The organism is Actinoplanes sp. NPDC051494 (genome assembly GCF_044454705.1).
Lineage (GTDB): Bacteria > Actinomycetota > Actinomycetes > Mycobacteriales > Micromonosporaceae > Actinoplanes.
In genome coordinates this window covers 59,383-78,067 of sequence record NZ_JBITDZ010000012.1, presented here as the reverse complement: position 1 = coordinate 78,067, position 18,685 = coordinate 59,383, and the positions used below count along the sequence as shown (strand labels likewise).

The window sequence follows — 18,685 nt, the reverse complement described above, 5'->3', positions numbered from 1 at the left end:
GTTCTGAGGAGGCCCCATCAGCGTCGAACCACGCGTTAACGAACAGATCCGGTCACGAGAGGTCCGGCTGGTCGGCCCCGAGGGTGAGCAGGTGGGCATCGTCCCGCTCGAGCGCGCCCTGCAGCTGGCCGCCGACGTCGACCTGGACCTGGTCGAGGTTGCGCCCATGGCGCGCCCGCCGGTGTGCAAGCTCATGGACTTCGGCAAGTTCAAGTACGAGAGCGCACTCAAGGCGCGCGAATCGCGGCGCAACCAGCAGCAGACGGTCATCAAGGAAATGAAGTTGCGGCCGAAGATCGACCCGCACGACTACGAGACCAAAAAGGGTCACGTGGTGCGGTTCCTCAAGGCCGGCGACAAGGTCAAGGTCACGATCATGTTCCGTGGTCGTGAGCAGAGCCGCCCCGAGCTGGGCTTCCGGCTGCTTCGCCGGCTCAGCGAGGAGATCTCCGAGCTCGGCTTCGTCGAGGCCAGCCCGAAGCAGGACGGCCGGAACATGATCATGGTGCTCGCACCGCACCGGGCCACCAAGGCCGCCGCGGTCGCCGCCGCCGAGACCGGGCGCGCGCCGCGCGAGCCCCGTGAGGGTGACCAGGCCGAGGCACCTGCGGCGGTTGAGACCGCCGACAGCGCAGCAGAGTAAGAGCACGGATGAGGTTTCCCCGGCGGTTGTCAGCCGCTGGGGAAAGAGACTGAGAGTAGGCGTCAAGTGCCGAAGATGAAGAGCCACACCGGCATGGGTAAGCGGGTGAAGGTCACCGGTAGGGGCAAGCTCCTCACCGAGCAGACCGGTAAGCGTCACCTGCTGGAGGGCAAGTCCTCCAAGACCACCCGCCGGATGACCGGCACGGTCGAGGTGGCCAAGGCCGACACCAAGCGCGTGAAGAAGATGCTCGGCCGCTGACGCGCGCCACACCCGTTCCCCTGTTAGGAGTACTGAAATGGCACGCGTCAAGCGGGCAGTCAACGCCCAGAAGAAGCGTCGCACGTTGCTGGAGAGCGCCAGCGGTTACCGCGGACAGCGTTCGCGGCTCTACCGGAAGGCCAAGGAGCAGGTACTGCACTCGATGCAGTACAGCTACCGTGACCGCCGGGACCGCAAGGGCGACTTCCGCCAGCTGTGGATCACGCGCATCAACGCTGGTGCCCGGTCCAACGGCATGACCTACAACCGCCTCATCCAGGGCCTGAAGCTGGCCGGCGTCGAGGTGGACCGCAAGATCCTCTCCGACATGGCCATCAACGACGCCGCGTCCTTCGCGGCGATCGTCGAGATCGCGCGTGCCGCGGTCGCGGCCGAGGGCATCGGCGGCGCCGCTGCCCAGGCAGCCTGACATATCGCACCGCACTTTTCGCAGAGGCGCTTCCCGGTCAGCCGGGGGGCGCCTCTGCCATTGCCGGAAGGCTCGCCCGTGACTTTCACCCCGCGCACCCCCAGGGTCGTCGCGGCCCGCCGCCTGCAGCGCCGCCGCGACCGCGACAGGGCCGGCCGGTTCCTCGCCGAAGGACCCCAGGCCGTGCGGTCCGCTCTCGCCGCCGGGGTGGTCCTTGACCTTTTCGGTACGGACGAAGCACTCACCCGCTACGGCGACCTCGCGATGCAGGCGCCGGAGGTGTCCCCGGTCACCGAGGAGGCGCTCGCCGGTCTCGCCGAGACGGTCCAGCCCCAGGGCCTGGTCGCGGTCTGCGAGCAGATGGACGTGTCCCTGCCCGAGGCGTTGTCCAAGGGGCCGCGGCTGGTGGCGGTGGTCGCCGAGATCCGGGACCCGGGCAACGCCGGCACGATCCTGCGCACCGCGGACGCCGCCGGGGCCGGGACGGTCATCTTCGCCGGTGACGCCGTGGACCCGTACAACGGCAAATGTGTCCGGTCCTCGGCCGGGAGCCTGTTCAACGTGGACGTCGTGCGCGCGCCGCTGTCCGCTCTCGACGACCTGCGCGATTCCGGGATGCGGGTGCTCGCGACCACCGGGTACGGCGACGCCGATCTGGACGATCTGCTCGACGACGGTTCGCTGGTACGGCCCACCGCGTGGCTGTTCGGCTCGGAGGCGCACGGGCTGCCGGCGGAGCTGTTGAAGGCGGCCGACGCGCGGGTGCGCGTACCCATCTACGGCGGTGCGGAGAGCCTTAACCTGGCTGCCGCCGCGGCGGTCTGCTTGTATGCTTCGGCGAGAGCGCAACGCTCCGTTAGGGGAACGTCATGAGCATGCTGTTTACCCGGCCCGCTGGTCGCGGGCTCGCTGCCTGACTTCTTCACGCGCGAAACTCCCTGACCGGCGGGCTGCGGCCCAGCCGTGCCTCCGTACACTGATCCACCCGAGTCGCCCCCTCGCGGTCCTCGCTGCGCCCGGTGCACTCGGTTCCGACAAGCCGATGATTCATCTCGGTGTGAGGGAGCTTGCTCGACCATGTCCTACCGCAACGATCCGTACGATCCGAAGCAGGCGGCCCTGCTCGCGCCGGAGGCGCTGGAGACGGCCGTCACCGACGCCGCCGGCGCCTTCGAGAAGGCCGCTGACCTCGACGCCCTCGGCGCGCTGAAGCCGGCACACCTCGGTGACCGGTCGCCGGTGTCGCTCGCCCGCCGGGAGATCGGCTCGCTGCCGCCGGCCGCGAAGTCCGACGCCGGCAAGCGCGTCAACGTGGCCCGCCAGGCCGTGCAGGCCGCCTACGACACCCGCCAGGGCGAGCTCGAGCGCGAACGCGCGCAGCGGGTCCTGGTCGAGGAACGCGTCGACGTCACGCTGCCCTGGGACCGCCACCCGCGCGGCGCCCGGCACCCCGTGACCACGCTGATGGAGCACATGGGCGACCTGTTCGCCGGCATGGGCTACTCGGTGGTCGACGGTCCCGAGCTGGAGCTCGAGTGGGCCAACTTCGACGCCCTCAACATCGGTCCGGACCACCCGGCCCGCGGTCTGATGGACACGTTCCACGTCGACCTGCCCGGCCTGGTCATGCGGACGCACACCTCGCCCGGCCAGGTCCGCACGATGCTCACCCAGCAGCCGCCGATCTACGTGGTCAGCCCCGGCCGGGTGTACCGCACCGACGAGGTCGACGCCACCCACAGCCCGGTGTTCCACCAGATCGAGGGCCTGGTCATCGACGAGGGCATCACGATGGCGCACCTCAAGGGCACCCTCGACCACTTCGCCCGGTCGCTGTTCGGCCCGGACGCGAAGACCCGCTGGCGGCCGCACTACTTCCCGTTCACCGAGCCGTCGGCCGAGTTCGACGTGTGGTTCGCCCAGCACCGCGACGGCCCGCGCTGGGTCGAGTGGGGCGGCTGCGGCATGGTCAACCCGCGGGTGCTGACCGCCTGCGGCATCGACCCGGACCGGTATTCCGGTTTCGCGTTCGGCATCGGCGTCGAGCGCACGCTGATGTTCCGCAACGGCGTCAGCGACATGCGCGACATGGTGGAGGGTGACGTCCGTTTCACCCGCAACTTCGGTATGGCGGTCTGATCATGAAGCTCACTCTTTCCTGGCTGCGCGAGTACGTCGACCTGCCGGCCGACCTCGACGCCGCCGACCTCGAACGCAAGCTGGTCGACCTCGGCATCGAGGTCGAGTCCATCGTCGACCAGGCCGCCACCATCAAGGGCGGCCTGGTCGTCGGCCGGGTCCTCGAGGTCGAGGAGCTGACCGGTTTCAAGAAGCCGATCCGCTTCAACCTCGTCGACGTCGGCAACCCCGCGCCGCAGGAGATCATCTGCGGTGCCCGCAACTACGCCGCCGGTGACCTGGTGGTCGTGATCCTGCCCGGCGGGGTGCTGCCCGGCGGATTCACGATCGGCGCCCGCAAGACGTACGGCCGCAACTCGCACGGCATGATCTGCTCCGCCGCCGAGCTCGGCCTCAGCGGCGACCACGACGGCATCATCGTGCTGCCGGCCGGCTCCGCGGTGCCCGGCACCGACGCCCGGCCGCTGATCGGCCTCGACGACACCGTCATCGACGTCGAGATCACCCCGGACCGGGGCTACGAGATGAGCGTACGAGGCATCGCGCGCGAGCTCTCCTACCCGTACGCAGCCGCGTACACCGACCCGGGCGTGGCATCCGTTCCCGGTGGCACCGCCGACGCGCCCTATGCGGTGCGGATCGACGACCCGGTCGGCTGTGACCGGTTCTCGGCCCGGGTCGTGCGCGGCATCGACCCGTCGGCGCCGTCCCCGGACTTCATCCAGCGCCGGCTCGTCGCGGCGGGCATCCGGTCGATCTCGCTCGCCGTCGACATCACCAACTACGTGATGCTCGAGCTCGGCCAGCCCATGCACGTGTTCGACCTGAACCGCCTGCGTGGCGGCCTGGTCGTGCGCCGCGCCCACCAGGGCGAGAAGCTGACCACACTCGACGGGGTGGCCCGCGTCCTCGACGCCGAGGACATGGTGATCCTCGACGACTCCGGCCCGATCTCGCTCGCCGCGGTCATGGGCGGCGAGACCAGCGAGGTCCAGCCGGACACCGTGGACGTGCTGCTCGAGGCCGCCCACTGGGACCCGGTCATGGTCGGGCGCACGGCACGCCGGCACAAGCTGTTCAGCGAGGCCGCGAAGCGCTGGGAACGCGGCGTCGACCCGAGCCTGACGCTGGTCGCGCTGGAGCGGGCGGTCGCGCTGCTCACCACGTACGCGGGTGGCGTCGTTGATCCTCTCGTCCTCGATCTCGACCACGTGAGCGCCCCGGCGGCGATCCAGCTGCCGACCGACCTCGCGACCCGGCGCATCGGTGTGCCGTACCCGGTCGAGCAGATCGAGGAGATTCTCAGCAGGATCGGCTGTACGGTCACCGGGGCCGAGCCGCTCGAGGTCACCCCGCCGTCGTGGCGCCCCGACCTCGTCGCCCCGATCGACCTGATCGAGGAGGTGGCCCGGCTCGGCGGTCTCGACGCGATCCCGTCGATCCTGCCCCCGGCCCGTGGCGGCGGCGGACTCACCCCGATGCAGGTGCGGCGCCGTACGGTCGGCCGGGCCATGGCCGAGAACGGTTACGTCGAGGTGCTGTCGTACCCGTTCGTCGCACCCGGCGCGGCGGACGCGCTCGGCCTGGCCGAGGACGACCCCCGGCGCAGCGCGGTCCGACTGACCAACCCGCTGTCCGAGCAGGAGCCGCTGCTGCGCACCTCGCTGCTGACGCCGCTGCTCGCGACGCTCAAGCGCAACCTCGGCCGCGGCGAGCGCGACGTGGCGATCTACGAGACGGGTACGGTCTTCCAGCCGCACCTGACCGCGACGGCACCCCCGGTGCTCGGTGTCGATCACGCCCCGTCCGAGGAGGACTGGGTGGCGGCCAACGCGATCGTCCCGGAGCAGCCGTGGCACCTCGCGGTCGCGCTGACCGGCGACGCGGCCCCGGCCGGCTGGTGGGGCGGCGGCCGCACCGCCACCTGGTCGGACGCGATCGAGGCGGCCCGCATCGCGCTCGCCGCGTCGGGCATGACCCCGGCACGGATCACGGTCGAGGCGGCGGACCACGCCCCCTGGCACCCGGGCCGCTGCGCCGCGATCCTCGTCGACGGCGTCGTGATCGGTCACGCGGGCGAGCTGCACCCGGCGGTGCTGTCCACCCTCGAACTCCCGAAGCGCACCTGCGCCATGGAGATCGACCTGGACGCGATCCCCGCCGCCCCGGTCACCGAGTCGGTGTCGATCTCCACGTTCCCGCCCGCGCTGATCGACGTGGCGCTCGTGGTCGAGGCCGCGGTCCCGGCCGCGTCGGTCCAGCAGGCCCTGGTCACCGGCGCGGGCGAGCTGCTGGAATCGGTCCGGTTGTTCGACGTGTACACCTCGGAGCAGCTCGGCGAGGGTCTCAAGAGCCTCGCCTACAAGCTGACCTTCCGGGCACCGGACCGCACCCTCACGGTGGAGGAGGCGGTCGCCGCCCGCGACGCCGCCGTCACCGAAGCGAGCACGCGCACCGGGGCCACCCTGCGCGGCGCCTGACGCACCTGGCCGGTCCCTCCCCGGAGGGGCCGGCCCTGTTAGTCTGGCCCGGTAATCGTCTCTTCTGGTGTTCGAAGGAATGAAGCCTGTGATCACGGCGCCCGCAGCGGCCGCCTGATTCGTCCGCGACGCGACCGGTCCACCGGTCTCCGCGGCTGACAGCGGCCCGACGTCCATCGTCCTGTCGTTCGTCACGCTTCACCCGACACCAGAGGTCTATCTTGATCATGGATGCCCGCATCCAGCAGTCCGTCGTCGCCAACCTCTCCACCCGGCCCGCGGCCGTCGACTCGGGACCGTTCGTCCTCGGCCTCGACCCGGCCACCGACAACCCCGGCATCAACTACGCGACACCCCGCCCCGGCACCCGCATCACCGGCGCGGACGTGACCGCCATGGTGAAAGCCTTCCGGCAGGCGGACCGCAAACCCCGCTTGGAGTACGTCACCAGCAGCGCCCCCGACCTCGAAGCGCTGCTCTTGGCGGCCGGCTTCACCGTCGAGGCCCGCCACGACTACCTGGTGTGCGACCCGGCATCGGTGGTCCTGCCGTCGGCCCCGGACGGCTTCGAGGTGCACCCCCCGGCCACCGACGACCAGCGCATCGCCATGGTCGACGCCCAGAGCGAAGCCTTCGGCGGCGACCCGGGAGCCACCCCCGCGGACGCCGACCGCATGCGCCGCCTGCAGTCCCGCGGAGGCATCGCCATCATGGCCGTGACCACCGCGTCACTCCTCCCTGGTGGGGTGTGTGCCGGGGGTGGGCAGGCGGTGCCCCCGTCCGGCGGGGTGAGCGAGGTCGCGGGGATCGCGGTCCGGGAGGCGTACCGCCGTCGTGGCCTGGCCGGAGCGATCACCGCGGCCGTCACCACCCGGCTGTTCGCCGCCGGTGCCGAGATCGCCTGGCTGGAAGCCTCGGGCGAGGAGTCCTGGCGGGTCTACGAACGGGTCGGCTACCGGGCGGCCGGCAAGCGAACCTACCTCGCCCTGGACTGATTCGCGGCGGGCGGCGCGTGCCGGGCGACGTGGACCTCGAACGGGTCGAGGCCCACCTCGGCGCGGCGTTCGTCCATCCGGTCCGGGTCCTCGCACGGCCACGGGAGCGGGCGCCCGTCGCGGACCCCCGCGATCTGCGTACCGTAGATCTGCGGCCGTCCCTCGTTGACGAGAACGCGGTCCCGCAGCATGGCGAGATGCTGCGGGTCCGCCTCACCGCGCCGGACCGCGTCGGTCAGCAACGCGAGTGCCCGGCGCTGCAATTCGAGCTGCCGGTCGGCGTGCTGGACGATCAGCCACGCACGCCGTGCCGCCTCCGCGCCGACCGTGACGGCCGTCGGCCAGCCGGATCCGTCGAGGATCTCGGCAAGCCGGTCGGCGTTGCGTGTGGTGACCCGGCGGTGGGCCAGCTGGGCCCCGAGATCGTCGCTCAGCGCGCCGGCCTGCAGCTCCCGGTCCTCGTCAGTCATGGTGATCAGTTCGTGTGCCAGTGTCTCGTTCGTCATGCTGTCCGACATTAGGTATCTGTCCATGTGGGACAGCCAGGTCCCCCGCGCGCGTTCACGGACACCGATTCGCGATACTTGATACGGCCCCTGGGGCATTCCCCGAGCTCTTCGCGGAGTACGAAACCCTCGGCGTGGACTGCCTGCTCCTGTCGGCGTGGCCGGTCGACGAGATCTTCTTTCCCAAGGCGCAGTCGCTCGCGGCGATCACTGCTACTGGTTGAGACTGTCGGTGCCGGCGCAGTGTGCCGGCCTGCTGCGGTCGTCGATCATCGGTCCCACCGGCGACCCCCTGTCCGAGGTCGGTGCCGGTGCGAAGGGCCGGGTTGATGTCGGTGCCCGGGCCGGCGGGCAGGTGGCCGTCGTTTTGCTGGACCGCGACGATCCGGCGTTCCACATGACTCCGCATCTCGCCCGTCCGTGGCGTGCGGAGGCGAAGCGGGGTGACATCTATCGCAGCCGTCCGGTCGACGACCCGCGTAGTGCCGACCGGTCAGGGCTTCCCGGGCTGTAAGAGCCCTTTCAACATGTCCTGGAGGGGTTCGACGAAGTCCTGTTCGCCCGCGGAGGAGAGGGGTTCCAGTGTGGTCGAGGAGCGCAGCAGGGCCATGCCCAGCCCGGTGGCGATGGCGATCTGGGCGCGCAGCAGGATCTGGTCCCCGTTCGGGTCGCCCGACGTCTGGACCAGCTTCTCGGCGAAGGACCGCAGGATGGCGACCCGGATCTGGTCGGCACGGGCGTCGCCGGAGGAGCGCAACAGCATGAGCATCTGGTTGGCGCGTTTCCCGGCCTCGCTGCCGGCCAGCTGCGCGGCCATCCGGCGGGCCACCTGGTCGAGGGTCGAGTCGTCGTCGACGGTGCGGCCGATCTCGCTGACCGCGACCACCAGGCACGCCTCGAACAGGCCCTCCTTGGAGGTGAAATATCGGCTGATGAGGGCCACGTTGACCCCGGCGTCGTCCGCGATGTCGCGCACCGTGGTGGCGGAGTATCCGTGCCGGGCGAACCGGTGGCGGGCGGCGTCGAGCAGGACCTGCTTCGTGGCGGTCGCATCCCGGCGCCGTGCGGGGGGAGCGTCCTCGCAGAGTGCGGCCGGTGTCTCGGTGGCGGGCCGGGGTGCACGTGTCGTCATGGCGTCCTCTCGTTGCGCTGTTAAGAGTAGCGGGAGAGGGATGTGACGTAAACGATTGTTGACTTCAGCTCGACAGCCCCGATACTGGACCAAGTCAGCAACTGTTTACATCAAGCTTGAGGATCTCATGACGCAAACCCTCGAAGGGCCGTCCGGCCCCGATGCCAGCGTGGTCCGCCGCGCTAACAGCACCATGGTGGTGCTCTGCCTGTCGCTGGGTGGCCTGGCCTTCGCGGTGCTGCAGTCACTCGTGGCGCCGGCGCTGTCGACCATCGCCAAGGACCTCAACGCCTCGACCAGCGACATCAGCTGGGTGCTGACCGCCTACCTGCTGTCCGCCTCGGTCCTGACCCCCATCCTGGGCCGTCTCGGCGACATGGTTGGCAAGCGTCGCGTCCTCATCGCCGTCCTGGGCCTGCTCGCCATCGGCACCCTGCTCGCCGCGCTCGCGCCCAACCTGGCCGTCCTGATCGTGGCCCGCGCGCTGCAGGGTGCGGCCGGTGCGGTCATGCCGCTCTCGATCGGCATCGTCCGCGACGAGCTGCCCCGCGAGAAGGTCGGCGTCACGATCGGCCTGCTCTCCGCCATCTTCGGTATCGGCGCGGGCGTCGGCATCGTGGCCGCCGGCCCGATCGTCGAGCACCTGTCCTGGCACTGGCTGTTCTGGCTGCCGCTGGTGCTGGTCGTCATCGCGCTGATCGGCGCGGTCTTCGGCATGCCGGAATCCCCGGTCCGTACCCCGGGCCGCCTCGACGTGCTCGGCGCTTCCATCCTGTCGGTCGGCCTGGTGGCACTGCTGCTGGCGATCAGCAAGGGCCAGTCCTGGGGCTGGGGCGAGGCGAAGACCGTCGGCCTGCTCGTCCTCGGCGTCGTGGCGCTGGTCGTGTTCGTCATGGTCGAGCTGCGGGTGAGCGAACCACTGATCAACATGAAGCTCATGGGTATCCGCGGTGTCTGGACCGCCAACCTGGTCGCCCTGATCTTCGGCTTCGCGATGTTCGGCACGTTCGTGCTGGTCCCGACGCTGCTCCAGCTCCCCGAGGCCACCGGTTACGGTTTCGGCAAGACCGTCTCCACGGCCGGGCTGTTCCTGCTGCCGACCACCCTGATGATGGTCGTGTTCGGCCCGCTGGCCGGCATCCTGGTCCGCAAGTACGGCCCGAAGCTCCCGATGTTCCTCGGCGCGGTCTCGGTCACCGCGGCGTTCGTCCTCCCGGCCATCACCCACGGCGCCATCTGGCAGGTCCTGGCGTCCGGCGTGCTCACCGGTGCCGGCATCGGCCTGGCGTTCGCCGCCATGTCGAACGCGGTCATCGAAGCCGTCCCGGCCGCCAACACCGGCGAGGCCAGCAGCGTCAACACCATCGCCCGGACCATCGGCAGCAGCATCGGCACCGCCGTCATCGCCGCCGTGATCACCTCCAAGAGCACGCCGCAGGGCCTGCCGATGGACTCCGCGTTCACTACCGGCTTCTGGGTCTGCGCGGTCGTGGCCTCCCTGGCCATCATCGCCGCACTGCTCGTCCCCTCAGCCCGCAGCCGGCACGAGCAGGCCGTGGCAACCGGCGTCGAGGACCTCCCGCCGGAACCCGACGAGATCCACCTCCCGCACCTGCCCCACCGCCACGAGGGCGCTCGCGGCTGACCCCAGCCACCCGAGCAAGGCGGCCCCCAGAGCCGCACCTGACGCAGGCCGCGACCACCCGCGAACCGGGTAGTCGCGGCCTGCCGCGTTTCCGCCGATCCCGCCCCGGTCCCACCCCACCCCGCCCGGTCCCGGATGCCCCGCCCCGCCCCGCCTTGCCACGGACCCCCACCCGGTCGCGGATGCTCCCGCCCTGCCGCAGCCCGCCCCACCTGGTTGCGGCCCGACGGTCCCGCCGCGGTGGCCCAGAGGTCCATCGGTCGTTGCAACACCTGACCCGCTCAGGAGTTGCCGTGCCCGAGCGCCGGCGGCCGCGTAAGCCACCAGGTGTCGTCCGGAGCATGCGGAACCCCTCGCGGAGCCGCGCGACCCGGCACCAGGACGGCTGGATCAGCCGCGGAGCAGGTCTGCCGCTCCCTGCCGTTGCCGCATCCCGGCCGGGGAGGGCTACGGCTGATACACGAACGATCCACCAGGCGTTTGTGCCGGCCCGGTCCCGGCGGTCTGACTCTCATACGCTCGCCGTTGCTGCGCACCGGCTGCACCTACCGCAAAGCGTCGTCGCAACGGTGGTGCACCGACCGCTCGATGACCGTCCACGACCTGCGCATCACCTTGTTCTCGACCCTTCCGGTGGGGCTGAGACGGTCGCCGGCCTGGGCTCAGGGCATCGAGATGGGCCGGCATGCCGAGTTCACCCCGTCACCAGCACGCCGCACAACCTGACCGCCGTAGCCGTCGAACTCAACAACCGGCCCCGCAAGATCTGATTGCGGGCGTGAATCACGTCGATGGCCTCGCAGCGAAGATTCGGTGGTGTTGTAGCTAGCGTTTGGTGTGGACCGGCTGACCACGAGGAACCCGGAACCTCGCCGATCGCGGCGGCTCGGGCGGACGACGCGGCGTGGCAGGTGGTCACGAACGGACATCGACTGCGTTGTCCGGTGGGAACGCACGATCATGCGTCCTCGGGCCGGTGGGTCCCGGTCACCGTTCTCCCGGAACTACCTGGTCGCAGACGTTCCGGTGCGCCGGCGCCACTGGCCGGGTGCTTCGTTGTGGTGCCGGCGGAACGCGGCGCCGAAGGCGTACACCGAGGAGAACCCGACTTTGGCGGCGATGTGGGCGAGCGGCATTGTTCCCGAGCTCAGGTAGTCGCGAGCGAGGGTCATGCGCCAGTCCGAGAGGTACTGCATCGGCGACTGGCCGACAGCGGCGCGGAAGACCCGGGCGAATGAAGCTCGGGACATGGCGCTGAGCCCGGCGAGTTCGTCGACGGTCCAGGCTGTGTCGGGGCTGGAGTGGATGGCGTGCAGCGCTGCCGTCAGGCGTGGGTCGGATGCGGCGCGGAGCCACGGGGGCGGGCTGGTGCTCTGCGTGAGGCCGGTGCGTAACCCGTAGACAACGAGGATATCGAGGAGCCGGTCGAGCACGGTTTGTTTGCCGGGGCTGTCGTTGACCATCTCCCGTGAGACGAGGGCGACGACGCCTTGTACGGGGTCGTCTGCGCTCGCTCTGAGGCGGAGCAGCTGCGGCAGGGCGTCGACGAGGCTTCGTCCGATGTCGCCGGGGAACCGGTAGGCCCCGCAGAGAAATACGCTGCTGTCGGGATCGATGGGCTCGGTGTCGGCTGGGTGCCTGATCGCGAACTCGTCGTGTGTGAGGGCCTCCGCATCGGGCCGGTGGGCGATGATGTGGTCCGCGCCGCCTTTGACGAGGGCGAGGTCTCCCGGTTCCAGTTCGATGGGGTCGGTGCCATCGTCGACCCGGATCCAGGCGTGCCCCCGGGTCACCGCGTGCACCGCGAGCTGGATCTCGCCGGGCATGCGCAGGCCCCAGGGCGGGGCCGCGACCGACCGGGCGAAGACCCCGCCGGTGGCGCGAGCGCGGACGAGATGCTCCTGGAGAATGTCCACCCATTGAGTGTCTCACGTAAAAAGATGAGCTAATCAATGATTGATGCGCTCATGAGTCGCGCTCATGATCGATGGCGTGCAGAGATCAGCAAAATCCCTCATCCTCGTGCTCGGCGCCTCCGGCAAGACGGGTACGCGGGTGGCCCGCATCCTGTCCGAGCACGGTCTCGCGGTCCGCGCAGCTCGGCGAGACCCTCAGGTCCGGTTCGACTGGAACGACAAGGTGACCTTCGCCCCGGTACTGGACGGGGTGACGGGCGTGTACCTCGTGTCCCCGGTCCTGCGGGTCGACTTCGCGGCGGACGTGTCAGCTTTCCTGGATCAGGCCGAACGTGCGGGTGTCGGGCACGTCACCTACCTGAGCGGGTACGGCGTCGAGCGCTCCCCGGCTGAAGTCGCGCTCCGAGCGGTCGAGCTGGACCTCGGCTCCCGCAGCACGTTCACTCATTCGATCATCCGGCCGGCGTGGTTCATGGAGGACTTCAGCGAGACGTTCCTGAAGCCGGTAGCCGATCAGATCGTCGTACCGAACGGCGACGGACGCGAGGCGTTCGTCGCGGTCGAGGACATCGTGGCCGTGGCGGCGGCCACGCTCCGGGAACCCGGGCGCCACGCCGGTAAGGCCTACGCCCCCACAGGCCCGGAGGCGCTGACCGTAGCGGAAGCCGCGGTGATCATCTCCACCTCGATCGGCCGCACCATCACCTACCGGGACACCGACCGCGAGCGATGGGTGCGGGCCATGATGGCATCCGGAATCCCGGAAACGTACGGCGACGTGCTGCGCACACTCACCTCGACCATCGCGGACGGGCACGGCTCCACGCCCACCGACGACGTCCTCACCGTGACCGGGTCCGCCCCGATCGCCTTCGCGGAATTCGCCGCCCGCGCCGCATCGGCGTGGACGACCGAGACCGTTCGATGATCGACCAGGTGTTCCTCCCGGTGACGGATGTCGCCCTTTCCGCCGTGTTCTATTCCTCGGCGCCGCACGAGTTGGGCTGGTGCGAGGTCGGCAACAGCCTGTGAACAAGCGTCCTCAAGTAACTGGATCAAGGAGAAATCATGGGATACCTCACCGTCGGCCAGGAGAACTCGACCCCGATCGAGTTGTACTACGAAGACCACGGCGCCGGGCAGCCCGTCGTGCTCGTGCACGGCTATCCGCTCGACGGCACGTCATGGGAGCGCCAGTCCCGTGAGCTGCGGGCGGCTGGTCACCGGGTCATCACCTACGACCGTCGCGGCTTCGGCAAGTCGTCGAAATCCGAGGTCGGCTACGACTATGACACCTACGCAGGCGATCTCGACACGCTCCTCACGAAGCTGGACCTTACCGAGGTGATCCTGGTCGGCTTCTCCATGGGAACCGGTGAACTGGCTCGCTACGCCAAGCTTTTCGGCACGGATCGGATCGCCAAGTTCGCCTTCCTCGCCGCCATCGAACCCGGAATGCTCGGGCAGGGGATGCCACGGTCACTGTTCGACGGCATCGCCGAAACCGCGAAAAACGACCGCTACGCCTGGTTCTCGGAGTTCTACTCCAACTTCTACAACCTCGACGAAAATCTGGGTTCCCGCATCTCCCAGGAAGTCGTCACCGCCAGCTGGAATGTCGCGGTCGCCAGCGCACCGGCCGCGGCCTACGAGGTCGTCCCGACGTGGATCGACGACTTCACCGCCGACGTCGCCGCGGTGCGGGCCAGCGGAACCCCGACCCTGATCGTGCACGGCACGGTCGACCGCGTCCTGCCGATCGACGCGACCGGCCGCCCATTCCACCAGGCTTTCCCCGAGGCGGCCTACCACGAGATCAACGGTGCTCCGCACGGCATGCTCTGGACCCACGCCGACGAGGTCAATGCCATCCTGCTGCCCTTCGTCCAGAAGTAGGAGGACGACGTCGGGGGTAGGCGTACGCGGCTGGGATCCCCGGCGTTTTTCAGGTGCCGAACCGGTTCACGTTCGAAAGCATCCAGAGGCCGCTCGCCGGCGCCCGCCGCACCTTGAACACGATCCCGCGAGTGCCGGCCGCCGCTTCACGCACCCGGCACAGTCATGCCCAAACGGGTACTTCTTTGACAGCCGTAAAAGAAGTATTTGACAAGTGTAAAAGAAGTGGCACACTGGTGGCGAGCCCACCACGTGAATTCCCGGCCAGGGGGCCGGTTCCGAAGAAGGAGACCACCATGCTCGATCACGTGTTCATTTCCGTCAGCAACCCGGAACGTTCCTTCGATTTCCTCCTCGAGGCACTGAAGCCCCTCGGTTGGAAAGAGTTCGGCAAGTTCAGCTCCGGTGGTCCCGGCACCGAGGTCGACGCCTGGGGCATTGTCGAAGGCCCGGACAGCATCTGGCTTCGCCGTCGCGAGTCGGACTTGATCGAAGGCATCTACCTCGGCATCGCTGCGAACTCGACCGATGAGGTCGACGCCACGTACGCCGCGGCGTTGGCGGCCGGTGGAAACGACGACGGGGCACCCGGACCTCGTCCCCAGTTCGCCGAGGGGTATTACGCCGCCAACTTCACCGACTTCGACGGCAACCAGTTCGAGATCGTCAACAAGAGCTGGGCCCCGAAACGCTAGTCGCCCAGTCTCGCGCCAGCGATGTCGCGCTCGGGGTCTCCGCAACACCCGTGCGCCGCGTCTCCATCACTTCAGAGACACAAAGGACTTGTCCCCAATGACACAGCGCGCCCAGGACTCCCGCGAACTCAACGCGCCATCTCGAATTTCCACCGACTACGACGACACCACCACCGCCCTGCAGATAGTGGACGGCGTCGACCTCGGCGGTAGGCGGGCCATCGTGACGGGCGGCTCGTCCGGCATCGGCGTGGAAACGGCTCGCGCGCTGGCTCACGCAGGCGCTCAGGTCACGCTCGCGGTCCGCGACCTCGCGTCAGGGGAACGCGTCAGGGCCGACATCGGGCGCACGAGCGGTCGCGACGACGTCGCGGTCGCATTCCTCGACCTCGGTGACCTCGAGACGATCGACGCATTCGTCGCAGCATGGACCGGGGCGCTCGACATCCTGGTCAACAACGCCGGCGTCATGGACGCGCCGCAAGGAACGACCAGACAAGGTTGGGAAACCCACTTCGGAACGAACCACCTCGGTCACTTCGCTCTGGCGACCGGCCTCCACTCGGCGCTAGCCGCTGCCAAAGACGCACGAATCGTGTCCGTCGCGTCCGCGGGTCACGCCGGCTCGCCGATTTTTTTCGACGATTTGTTCTTCGAAAAACGCCAATATGACCCGAACAGCGCGTACGGGCAATCCAAGACTGCGAACGTGCTCTTCGCCGTCGAAGCAACACGACGCTGGGCGGCCGATGGCATCACCGCAAACGCTTTGATGCCCGGTATCATCGCCACAAACCTGTCCCGGCACTGGACCGCGGAGCAACGCGCGGAAGCGACAGAGCAAGTGAAACAAGCCGAATCAACCGGCGGCTTCCGAATGAAGACCGTAGAGGAGGGTGCCGCGACATCGGTATTTCTCGCCGCGTCGCCGCTACTGGCGGGCATAGGTGGCCGTTACTTCGAGAACAGCAGCGAATCAGACATCGTCGACGACATGCAAGGGTGGGCGGGCGTGATGCGACACGCTCTCGACCCCGCCGCCGCCAGGCGTCTGTGGGACGTATCAGAAGAGCTGATCGCCGAGGCGAGAACCTGATCGTGTCCGGGCCGGGGTTCGCGTCAGCTACCGGCTGCGCGGCGGCCGGGAGCGGCGGGTCTTGCACACTGGGATAAATTCGTGGGTGTAGCCGGCGCCAGGTGGCCAATCGAAGGGCGAGTCAGCCTCATGGGAGCACGCTCGATCTCGTCAGACCCACGGGCGCAGAGATCCCGCCAGCAGATCCTCGACGCACTGCATCACCAAGCGCGCGAAGGAGAACTCACCACCATCTCCTGCCTGAGCACGGCCGCCGGCGTCACGAGAGCAACCTTCTACAACCACTTCGACACGATCGAGGAGGCGGCGTGGTTCGCCATCCTCGACACCTTCGATCACATCCTGGAGCGCGCCTTCGAGGACCGGCGTCAAGGGATGACATTCGAAGCCGCCGGAATAGAGAGCCTCCGCCTGATCGTCGAGGTGCTGAGGTCTGAGCCGCAGCTCATCCGACTGGCCGACGCCTATGAAGACGGTTCCAACCTTCCCGGGCTCGCCGAAGTCTTCAGAGTTCAAAATCGCATCGTCTGGGCAGACAGCGGTAACAAATCGGACACCGCCGAGGTCGAGGTCACCTACGCCGCCGCGGGCCTTTACGCCGTGTTGTCGATCGGCGCCCGTGGAGAGGGTGACCCCGCGCACATCGCACGCGTGGCGCACTCTTTGTTACCGGAGTGGATGCGTCAGCCTGACCTCGACTGACAACCCGCAGCGATACAAGCCGCCTCGAGCCATGCGTGTGGTCAACTCCGATGAGGGCTGGTATCAGCGCGGCTGCTCCGCCAAGTCGAGGATCGGGACGCACCACCTTCAGGGAAGGCGGCCCCCAGAGCCGCAGCTGACGCAGGCCGCGACCACCCGCGAACCGGGTAGCCGCGGCCTGCCGTGGCCCGCCCCGCCCTGCTGCGGCCCGCCCCGCCCTGTCGCGGCCCGCCCCACCAGGCTGCGGCCCCGACGGTCCCGCCGCGGTGGCTCGGGTTCCACCGGTCGTTGCAACACCTGACCCGTTCAGGGGCTGCCGTGCCTGAGGCCCGGCAGCCGCAGCAGCCACCAGGTGCCGGTCCGGAGCCTGCGAAATCCACGCCGACGTGCGTGGCCTCGCAGAAGGGTGGTGGCCGCCCGCCGATGTCTGCGTCCCGGTTGACCGGCCTCGTGCCGGCCCACCTCAGCGACAACCGGCGCGAACATCGCCACGAGCTGCCTGATGCCTGCCCCTGAACATTCGATCTCACCGGTCTCGTCAGCTCGTTCGCCGCCTTCCACGACCGGCGAAGGCAACAGCGCTCGCCTGGACGAATCATGCGTCAGATGCACGGCCGAGCCGGACTCACCCTCCTCCGCCGTCGTATTCTCCTCAACTGAGACAACCCGCGGTCCCCACCGAAGGAGCACCAGAAAGCCGCATACCCCGGCCTCCTGGTCGACTACGGCCGAATCGCGGGTCTGCCCGGCGGTCCGCATGGGGCCTGTCTTGTCGATGAGGATGTCGATGCGGTCGTTGCTGCCCGTCGCGGTGAGCGCCGCGGTCATACCGAGCGCGACGAGCAGCAGGCTGAGTGCCCCGCGGACGGCCATCACGCGACCGCGCAACGTCCGTAATCGGAGCATGGTGAACCCCTCGGAGGCCACTAGCGTCCGCGGTCGCGTCGCGCGTTCGGCGCAGGAGACGGGTGCCCGGTGGGCCTACTCCGTGTCCCAGTCCGAACTTGATTCGCCCGGGTTGTGGTCGGGGCCCTGCGCCGCGCTGAGGTCCACCGCGCCCTCCAACACGCCATCCGCAGTGAGGCTCCAGGCCGTACTCGGCAGCCCCGCCATCAGCCGCGCCCGCACGGCGGGGATGTCCCAGAGGTATTTCGGCGCCTTCCAGCCTGGGAAAAAACCCTCGTGGGTGCCAGAGGCGACCACCTTGTAGCCGCGCTTCTCGGCGAACTCCTGGTTGTAGGCGTCGTAGGCGAGCTGGCACGCCCCGCAGGCCAGTTTCACACCACCGATCTTGATCTCCTCGAGCGATCCGCCGCTGGTCTCCGGGCGGTCCTTGTTCTTCTCGTGGATCTGGCCGAGCAGGGTGAGCTCGCCGTGCTCGGCCGGGCCCTTCGGGCCACGGTTCTTCTCCACATTGGGCCAGGAGTCCTTGGTGAGTGTGCCCATCGCTCTCGCGATCACGTCGAGGCTCTCCGCCATGCCCGCGATCTCGGAATGCACAGCCGCGTAGTCGCCGGTGGCCAGCGCACGTACCTTGGCGAAGTCCTTGTTCCACCGGTTGACGTCGCCCTTGAACCTGTCGGGCACCGTCCGCACGGCGTCGTCGGCGACCTGCTTGAGCAATGCGATGGCCTTGCTCTGTTCCTCCTGGTTCACCGACCGCTTCGCCGTGTTGCCGGCGACGTGGAGGATGCCGTCGTCGACGATCGTGGCGAGGTGCGGCGTCGACTTGCCGGGATTCAACGCCGCATACAGCACGCGGGCCAGGCGGTCCAGGGCCCGCAGGTCGGCGGGCCGGGTGCCAGGCCCCGACGAGGTGGTCTGCTTGTAGCGCTTCTCGGTCGACTCGGTCTCGGTGCCCGCGACCGGTGCCCGCTCGAGCAGGGCTGTCACGGCACTGTTGCCGGCTGCACGCTGGAGCGTGACCAGGTGCTGCTGCTGCGGGGTCAGGCCGGGGTGGACCGGGCGCCGGGCGGCCGTGCCGGAAGTGGTCTTCGCAGGGACAGCCGGGACGTGAATTTCACCCATGTCTCCACTTTAAACCCTGCACCTTAGCGGCGAGGTGGCCACGTTCTCCGGGAGGTCCGTCATGCCTGCGGCAACCGGCGTGGTGGGGCGTTCGTGGCGGTCACCGAGTACCGCCGGAACT

At 69.0% G+C, this 18,685-nt stretch carries 19 protein-coding genes; 14 read left to right on the top strand and 5 right to left on the bottom strand.

Annotated elements, in window-relative coordinates:
• The first annotated feature begins 16 nt into the window (after positions 1-16).
• The 7 genes from infC to ACIA6A_RS33235 all read left to right on the top strand — a co-directional run bounded on the left by infC (position 17) and on the right by ACIA6A_RS33235 (position 6,948).
• A complete protein-coding gene (infC, locus tag ACIA6A_RS33265) occupies positions 17-643 on the top strand; it encodes a translation initiation factor IF-3 (protein WP_396102134.1) in 627 nt (208 codons plus the stop codon).
• A 66-nt stretch (positions 644-709) separates the two neighbouring features.
• Positions 710-904 carry a 50S ribosomal protein L35 gene (rpmI, locus tag ACIA6A_RS33260; protein ID WP_396101938.1) on the top strand — a complete coding sequence of 65 codons (195 nt, stop codon included), beginning with the start codon at positions 710-712 and terminating at the stop codon, positions 902-904.
• Positions 905-941: 37 nt separating this feature from the next.
• Positions 942-1,334 carry a 50S ribosomal protein L20 gene (gene rplT / locus ACIA6A_RS33255; RefSeq protein WP_396101937.1) on the top strand — a complete coding sequence of 131 codons (393 nt, stop codon included), beginning with the start codon at positions 942-944 and terminating at the stop codon, positions 1,332-1,334.
• A 78-nt stretch (positions 1,335-1,412) separates the two neighbouring features.
• Positions 1,413-2,207 (top strand): TrmH family RNA methyltransferase, encoded by a 795-nt coding sequence (locus ACIA6A_RS33250; protein ID WP_396101936.1) that lies wholly within the window; start codon positions 1,413-1,415, stop codon positions 2,205-2,207.
• A gap of 204 nt (positions 2,208-2,411) precedes the next feature.
• Positions 2,412-3,473 (top strand): phenylalanine--tRNA ligase subunit alpha, encoded by a 1,062-nt coding sequence (pheS, locus tag ACIA6A_RS33245; protein ID WP_396101935.1) that lies wholly within the window; start codon positions 2,412-2,414, stop codon positions 3,471-3,473.
• A 2-nt stretch (positions 3,474-3,475) separates the two neighbouring features.
• The gene (pheT, locus tag ACIA6A_RS33240) at positions 3,476-5,953 is read left to right on the top strand and encodes a phenylalanine--tRNA ligase subunit beta (protein ID WP_396101934.1); all 2,478 of its coding nucleotides are present in this window, start codon (positions 3,476-3,478) and stop codon (positions 5,951-5,953) included.
• A 227-nt stretch (positions 5,954-6,180) separates the two neighbouring features.
• Positions 6,181-6,948, top strand: coding sequence for a GNAT family N-acetyltransferase (locus tag ACIA6A_RS33235; protein WP_396101933.1), 768 nt, complete (start codon positions 6,181-6,183; stop codon positions 6,946-6,948).
• Here ACIA6A_RS33235 and ACIA6A_RS33230 read toward each other — a convergent pair.
• The gene (locus tag ACIA6A_RS33230) at positions 6,930-7,454 is read right to left on the bottom strand and encodes a DUF6624 domain-containing protein (RefSeq protein ID WP_396101932.1); all 525 of its coding nucleotides are present in this window, start codon (positions 7,452-7,454) and stop codon (positions 6,930-6,932) included. The genes ACIA6A_RS33235 and ACIA6A_RS33230 overlap by 19 nt on opposite strands.
• A 220-nt stretch (positions 7,455-7,674) precedes the next feature.
• Here ACIA6A_RS33230 and ACIA6A_RS33225 point away from each other — a divergent pair, with 220 nt between their 5' ends.
• Positions 7,675-7,968, top strand: a complete 294-nt coding sequence (locus ACIA6A_RS33225) for a hypothetical protein (RefSeq protein WP_396101931.1) — start codon at positions 7,675-7,677, stop codon at positions 7,966-7,968.
• On the opposite strand, the gene ACIA6A_RS33220 is transcribed toward ACIA6A_RS33225, so the two are convergent.
• Positions 7,948-8,586, bottom strand: coding sequence for a TetR family transcriptional regulator (locus tag ACIA6A_RS33220; RefSeq protein ID WP_396101930.1), 639 nt, complete (start codon positions 8,584-8,586; stop codon positions 7,948-7,950). The genes ACIA6A_RS33225 and ACIA6A_RS33220 overlap by 21 nt on opposite strands.
• A 127-nt stretch (positions 8,587-8,713) precedes the next feature.
• Here ACIA6A_RS33220 and ACIA6A_RS33215 point away from each other — a divergent pair, with 127 nt between their 5' ends.
• The gene (locus ACIA6A_RS33215; protein WP_396101929.1) at positions 8,714-10,231 is read left to right on the top strand and encodes an MFS transporter; all 1,518 of its coding nucleotides are present in this window, start codon (positions 8,714-8,716) and stop codon (positions 10,229-10,231) included.
• A gap of 1,004 nt (positions 10,232-11,235) precedes the next feature.
• On the opposite strand, the gene ACIA6A_RS33210 is transcribed toward ACIA6A_RS33215, so the two are convergent.
• Positions 11,236-12,147: a cupin domain-containing protein gene (locus ACIA6A_RS33210; RefSeq protein ID WP_396101928.1), complete on the bottom strand. Its 912-nt coding sequence runs from the start codon at positions 12,145-12,147 to the stop codon at positions 11,236-11,238.
• Positions 12,148-12,223: 76 nt separating this feature from the next.
• Here ACIA6A_RS33210 and ACIA6A_RS33205 point away from each other — a divergent pair, with 76 nt between their 5' ends.
• From ACIA6A_RS33205 to ACIA6A_RS33185, 5 genes are all read left to right on the top strand, one after another.
• Positions 12,224-13,075 carry an NmrA family NAD(P)-binding protein gene (locus ACIA6A_RS33205; RefSeq protein ID WP_396101927.1) on the top strand — a complete coding sequence of 284 codons (852 nt, stop codon included), beginning with the start codon at positions 12,224-12,226 and terminating at the stop codon, positions 13,073-13,075.
• Between the two features lie 140 nt (positions 13,076-13,215).
• Positions 13,216-14,043, top strand: a complete 828-nt coding sequence (locus ACIA6A_RS33200; RefSeq protein ID WP_396101926.1) for an alpha/beta fold hydrolase — start codon at positions 13,216-13,218, stop codon at positions 14,041-14,043.
• A gap of 296 nt (positions 14,044-14,339) precedes the next feature.
• The gene (locus tag ACIA6A_RS33195; RefSeq protein WP_396101925.1) at positions 14,340-14,738 is read left to right on the top strand and encodes a VOC family protein; all 399 of its coding nucleotides are present in this window, start codon (positions 14,340-14,342) and stop codon (positions 14,736-14,738) included.
• A gap of 97 nt (positions 14,739-14,835) precedes the next feature.
• Positions 14,836-15,834: an SDR family NAD(P)-dependent oxidoreductase gene (locus ACIA6A_RS33190; RefSeq protein ID WP_396101924.1), complete on the top strand. Its 999-nt coding sequence runs from the start codon at positions 14,836-14,838 to the stop codon at positions 15,832-15,834.
• Positions 15,835-15,963: 129 nt separating this feature from the next.
• A complete protein-coding gene (locus ACIA6A_RS33185; protein WP_396101923.1) occupies positions 15,964-16,536 on the top strand; it encodes a TetR/AcrR family transcriptional regulator in 573 nt (190 codons plus the stop codon).
• A gap of 306 nt (positions 16,537-16,842) precedes the next feature.
• On the opposite strand, the gene ACIA6A_RS33180 is transcribed toward ACIA6A_RS33185, so the two are convergent.
• Positions 16,843-17,412 (bottom strand): hypothetical protein, encoded by a 570-nt coding sequence (locus ACIA6A_RS33180; protein ID WP_396101922.1) that lies wholly within the window; start codon positions 17,410-17,412, stop codon positions 16,843-16,845.
• Between the two features lie 105 nt (positions 17,413-17,517).
• A complete protein-coding gene (locus ACIA6A_RS33175) occupies positions 17,518-18,564 on the bottom strand; it encodes a hypothetical protein (protein WP_396101921.1) in 1,047 nt (348 codons plus the stop codon).
• Positions 18,565-18,685 lie beyond the last annotated feature (121 nt).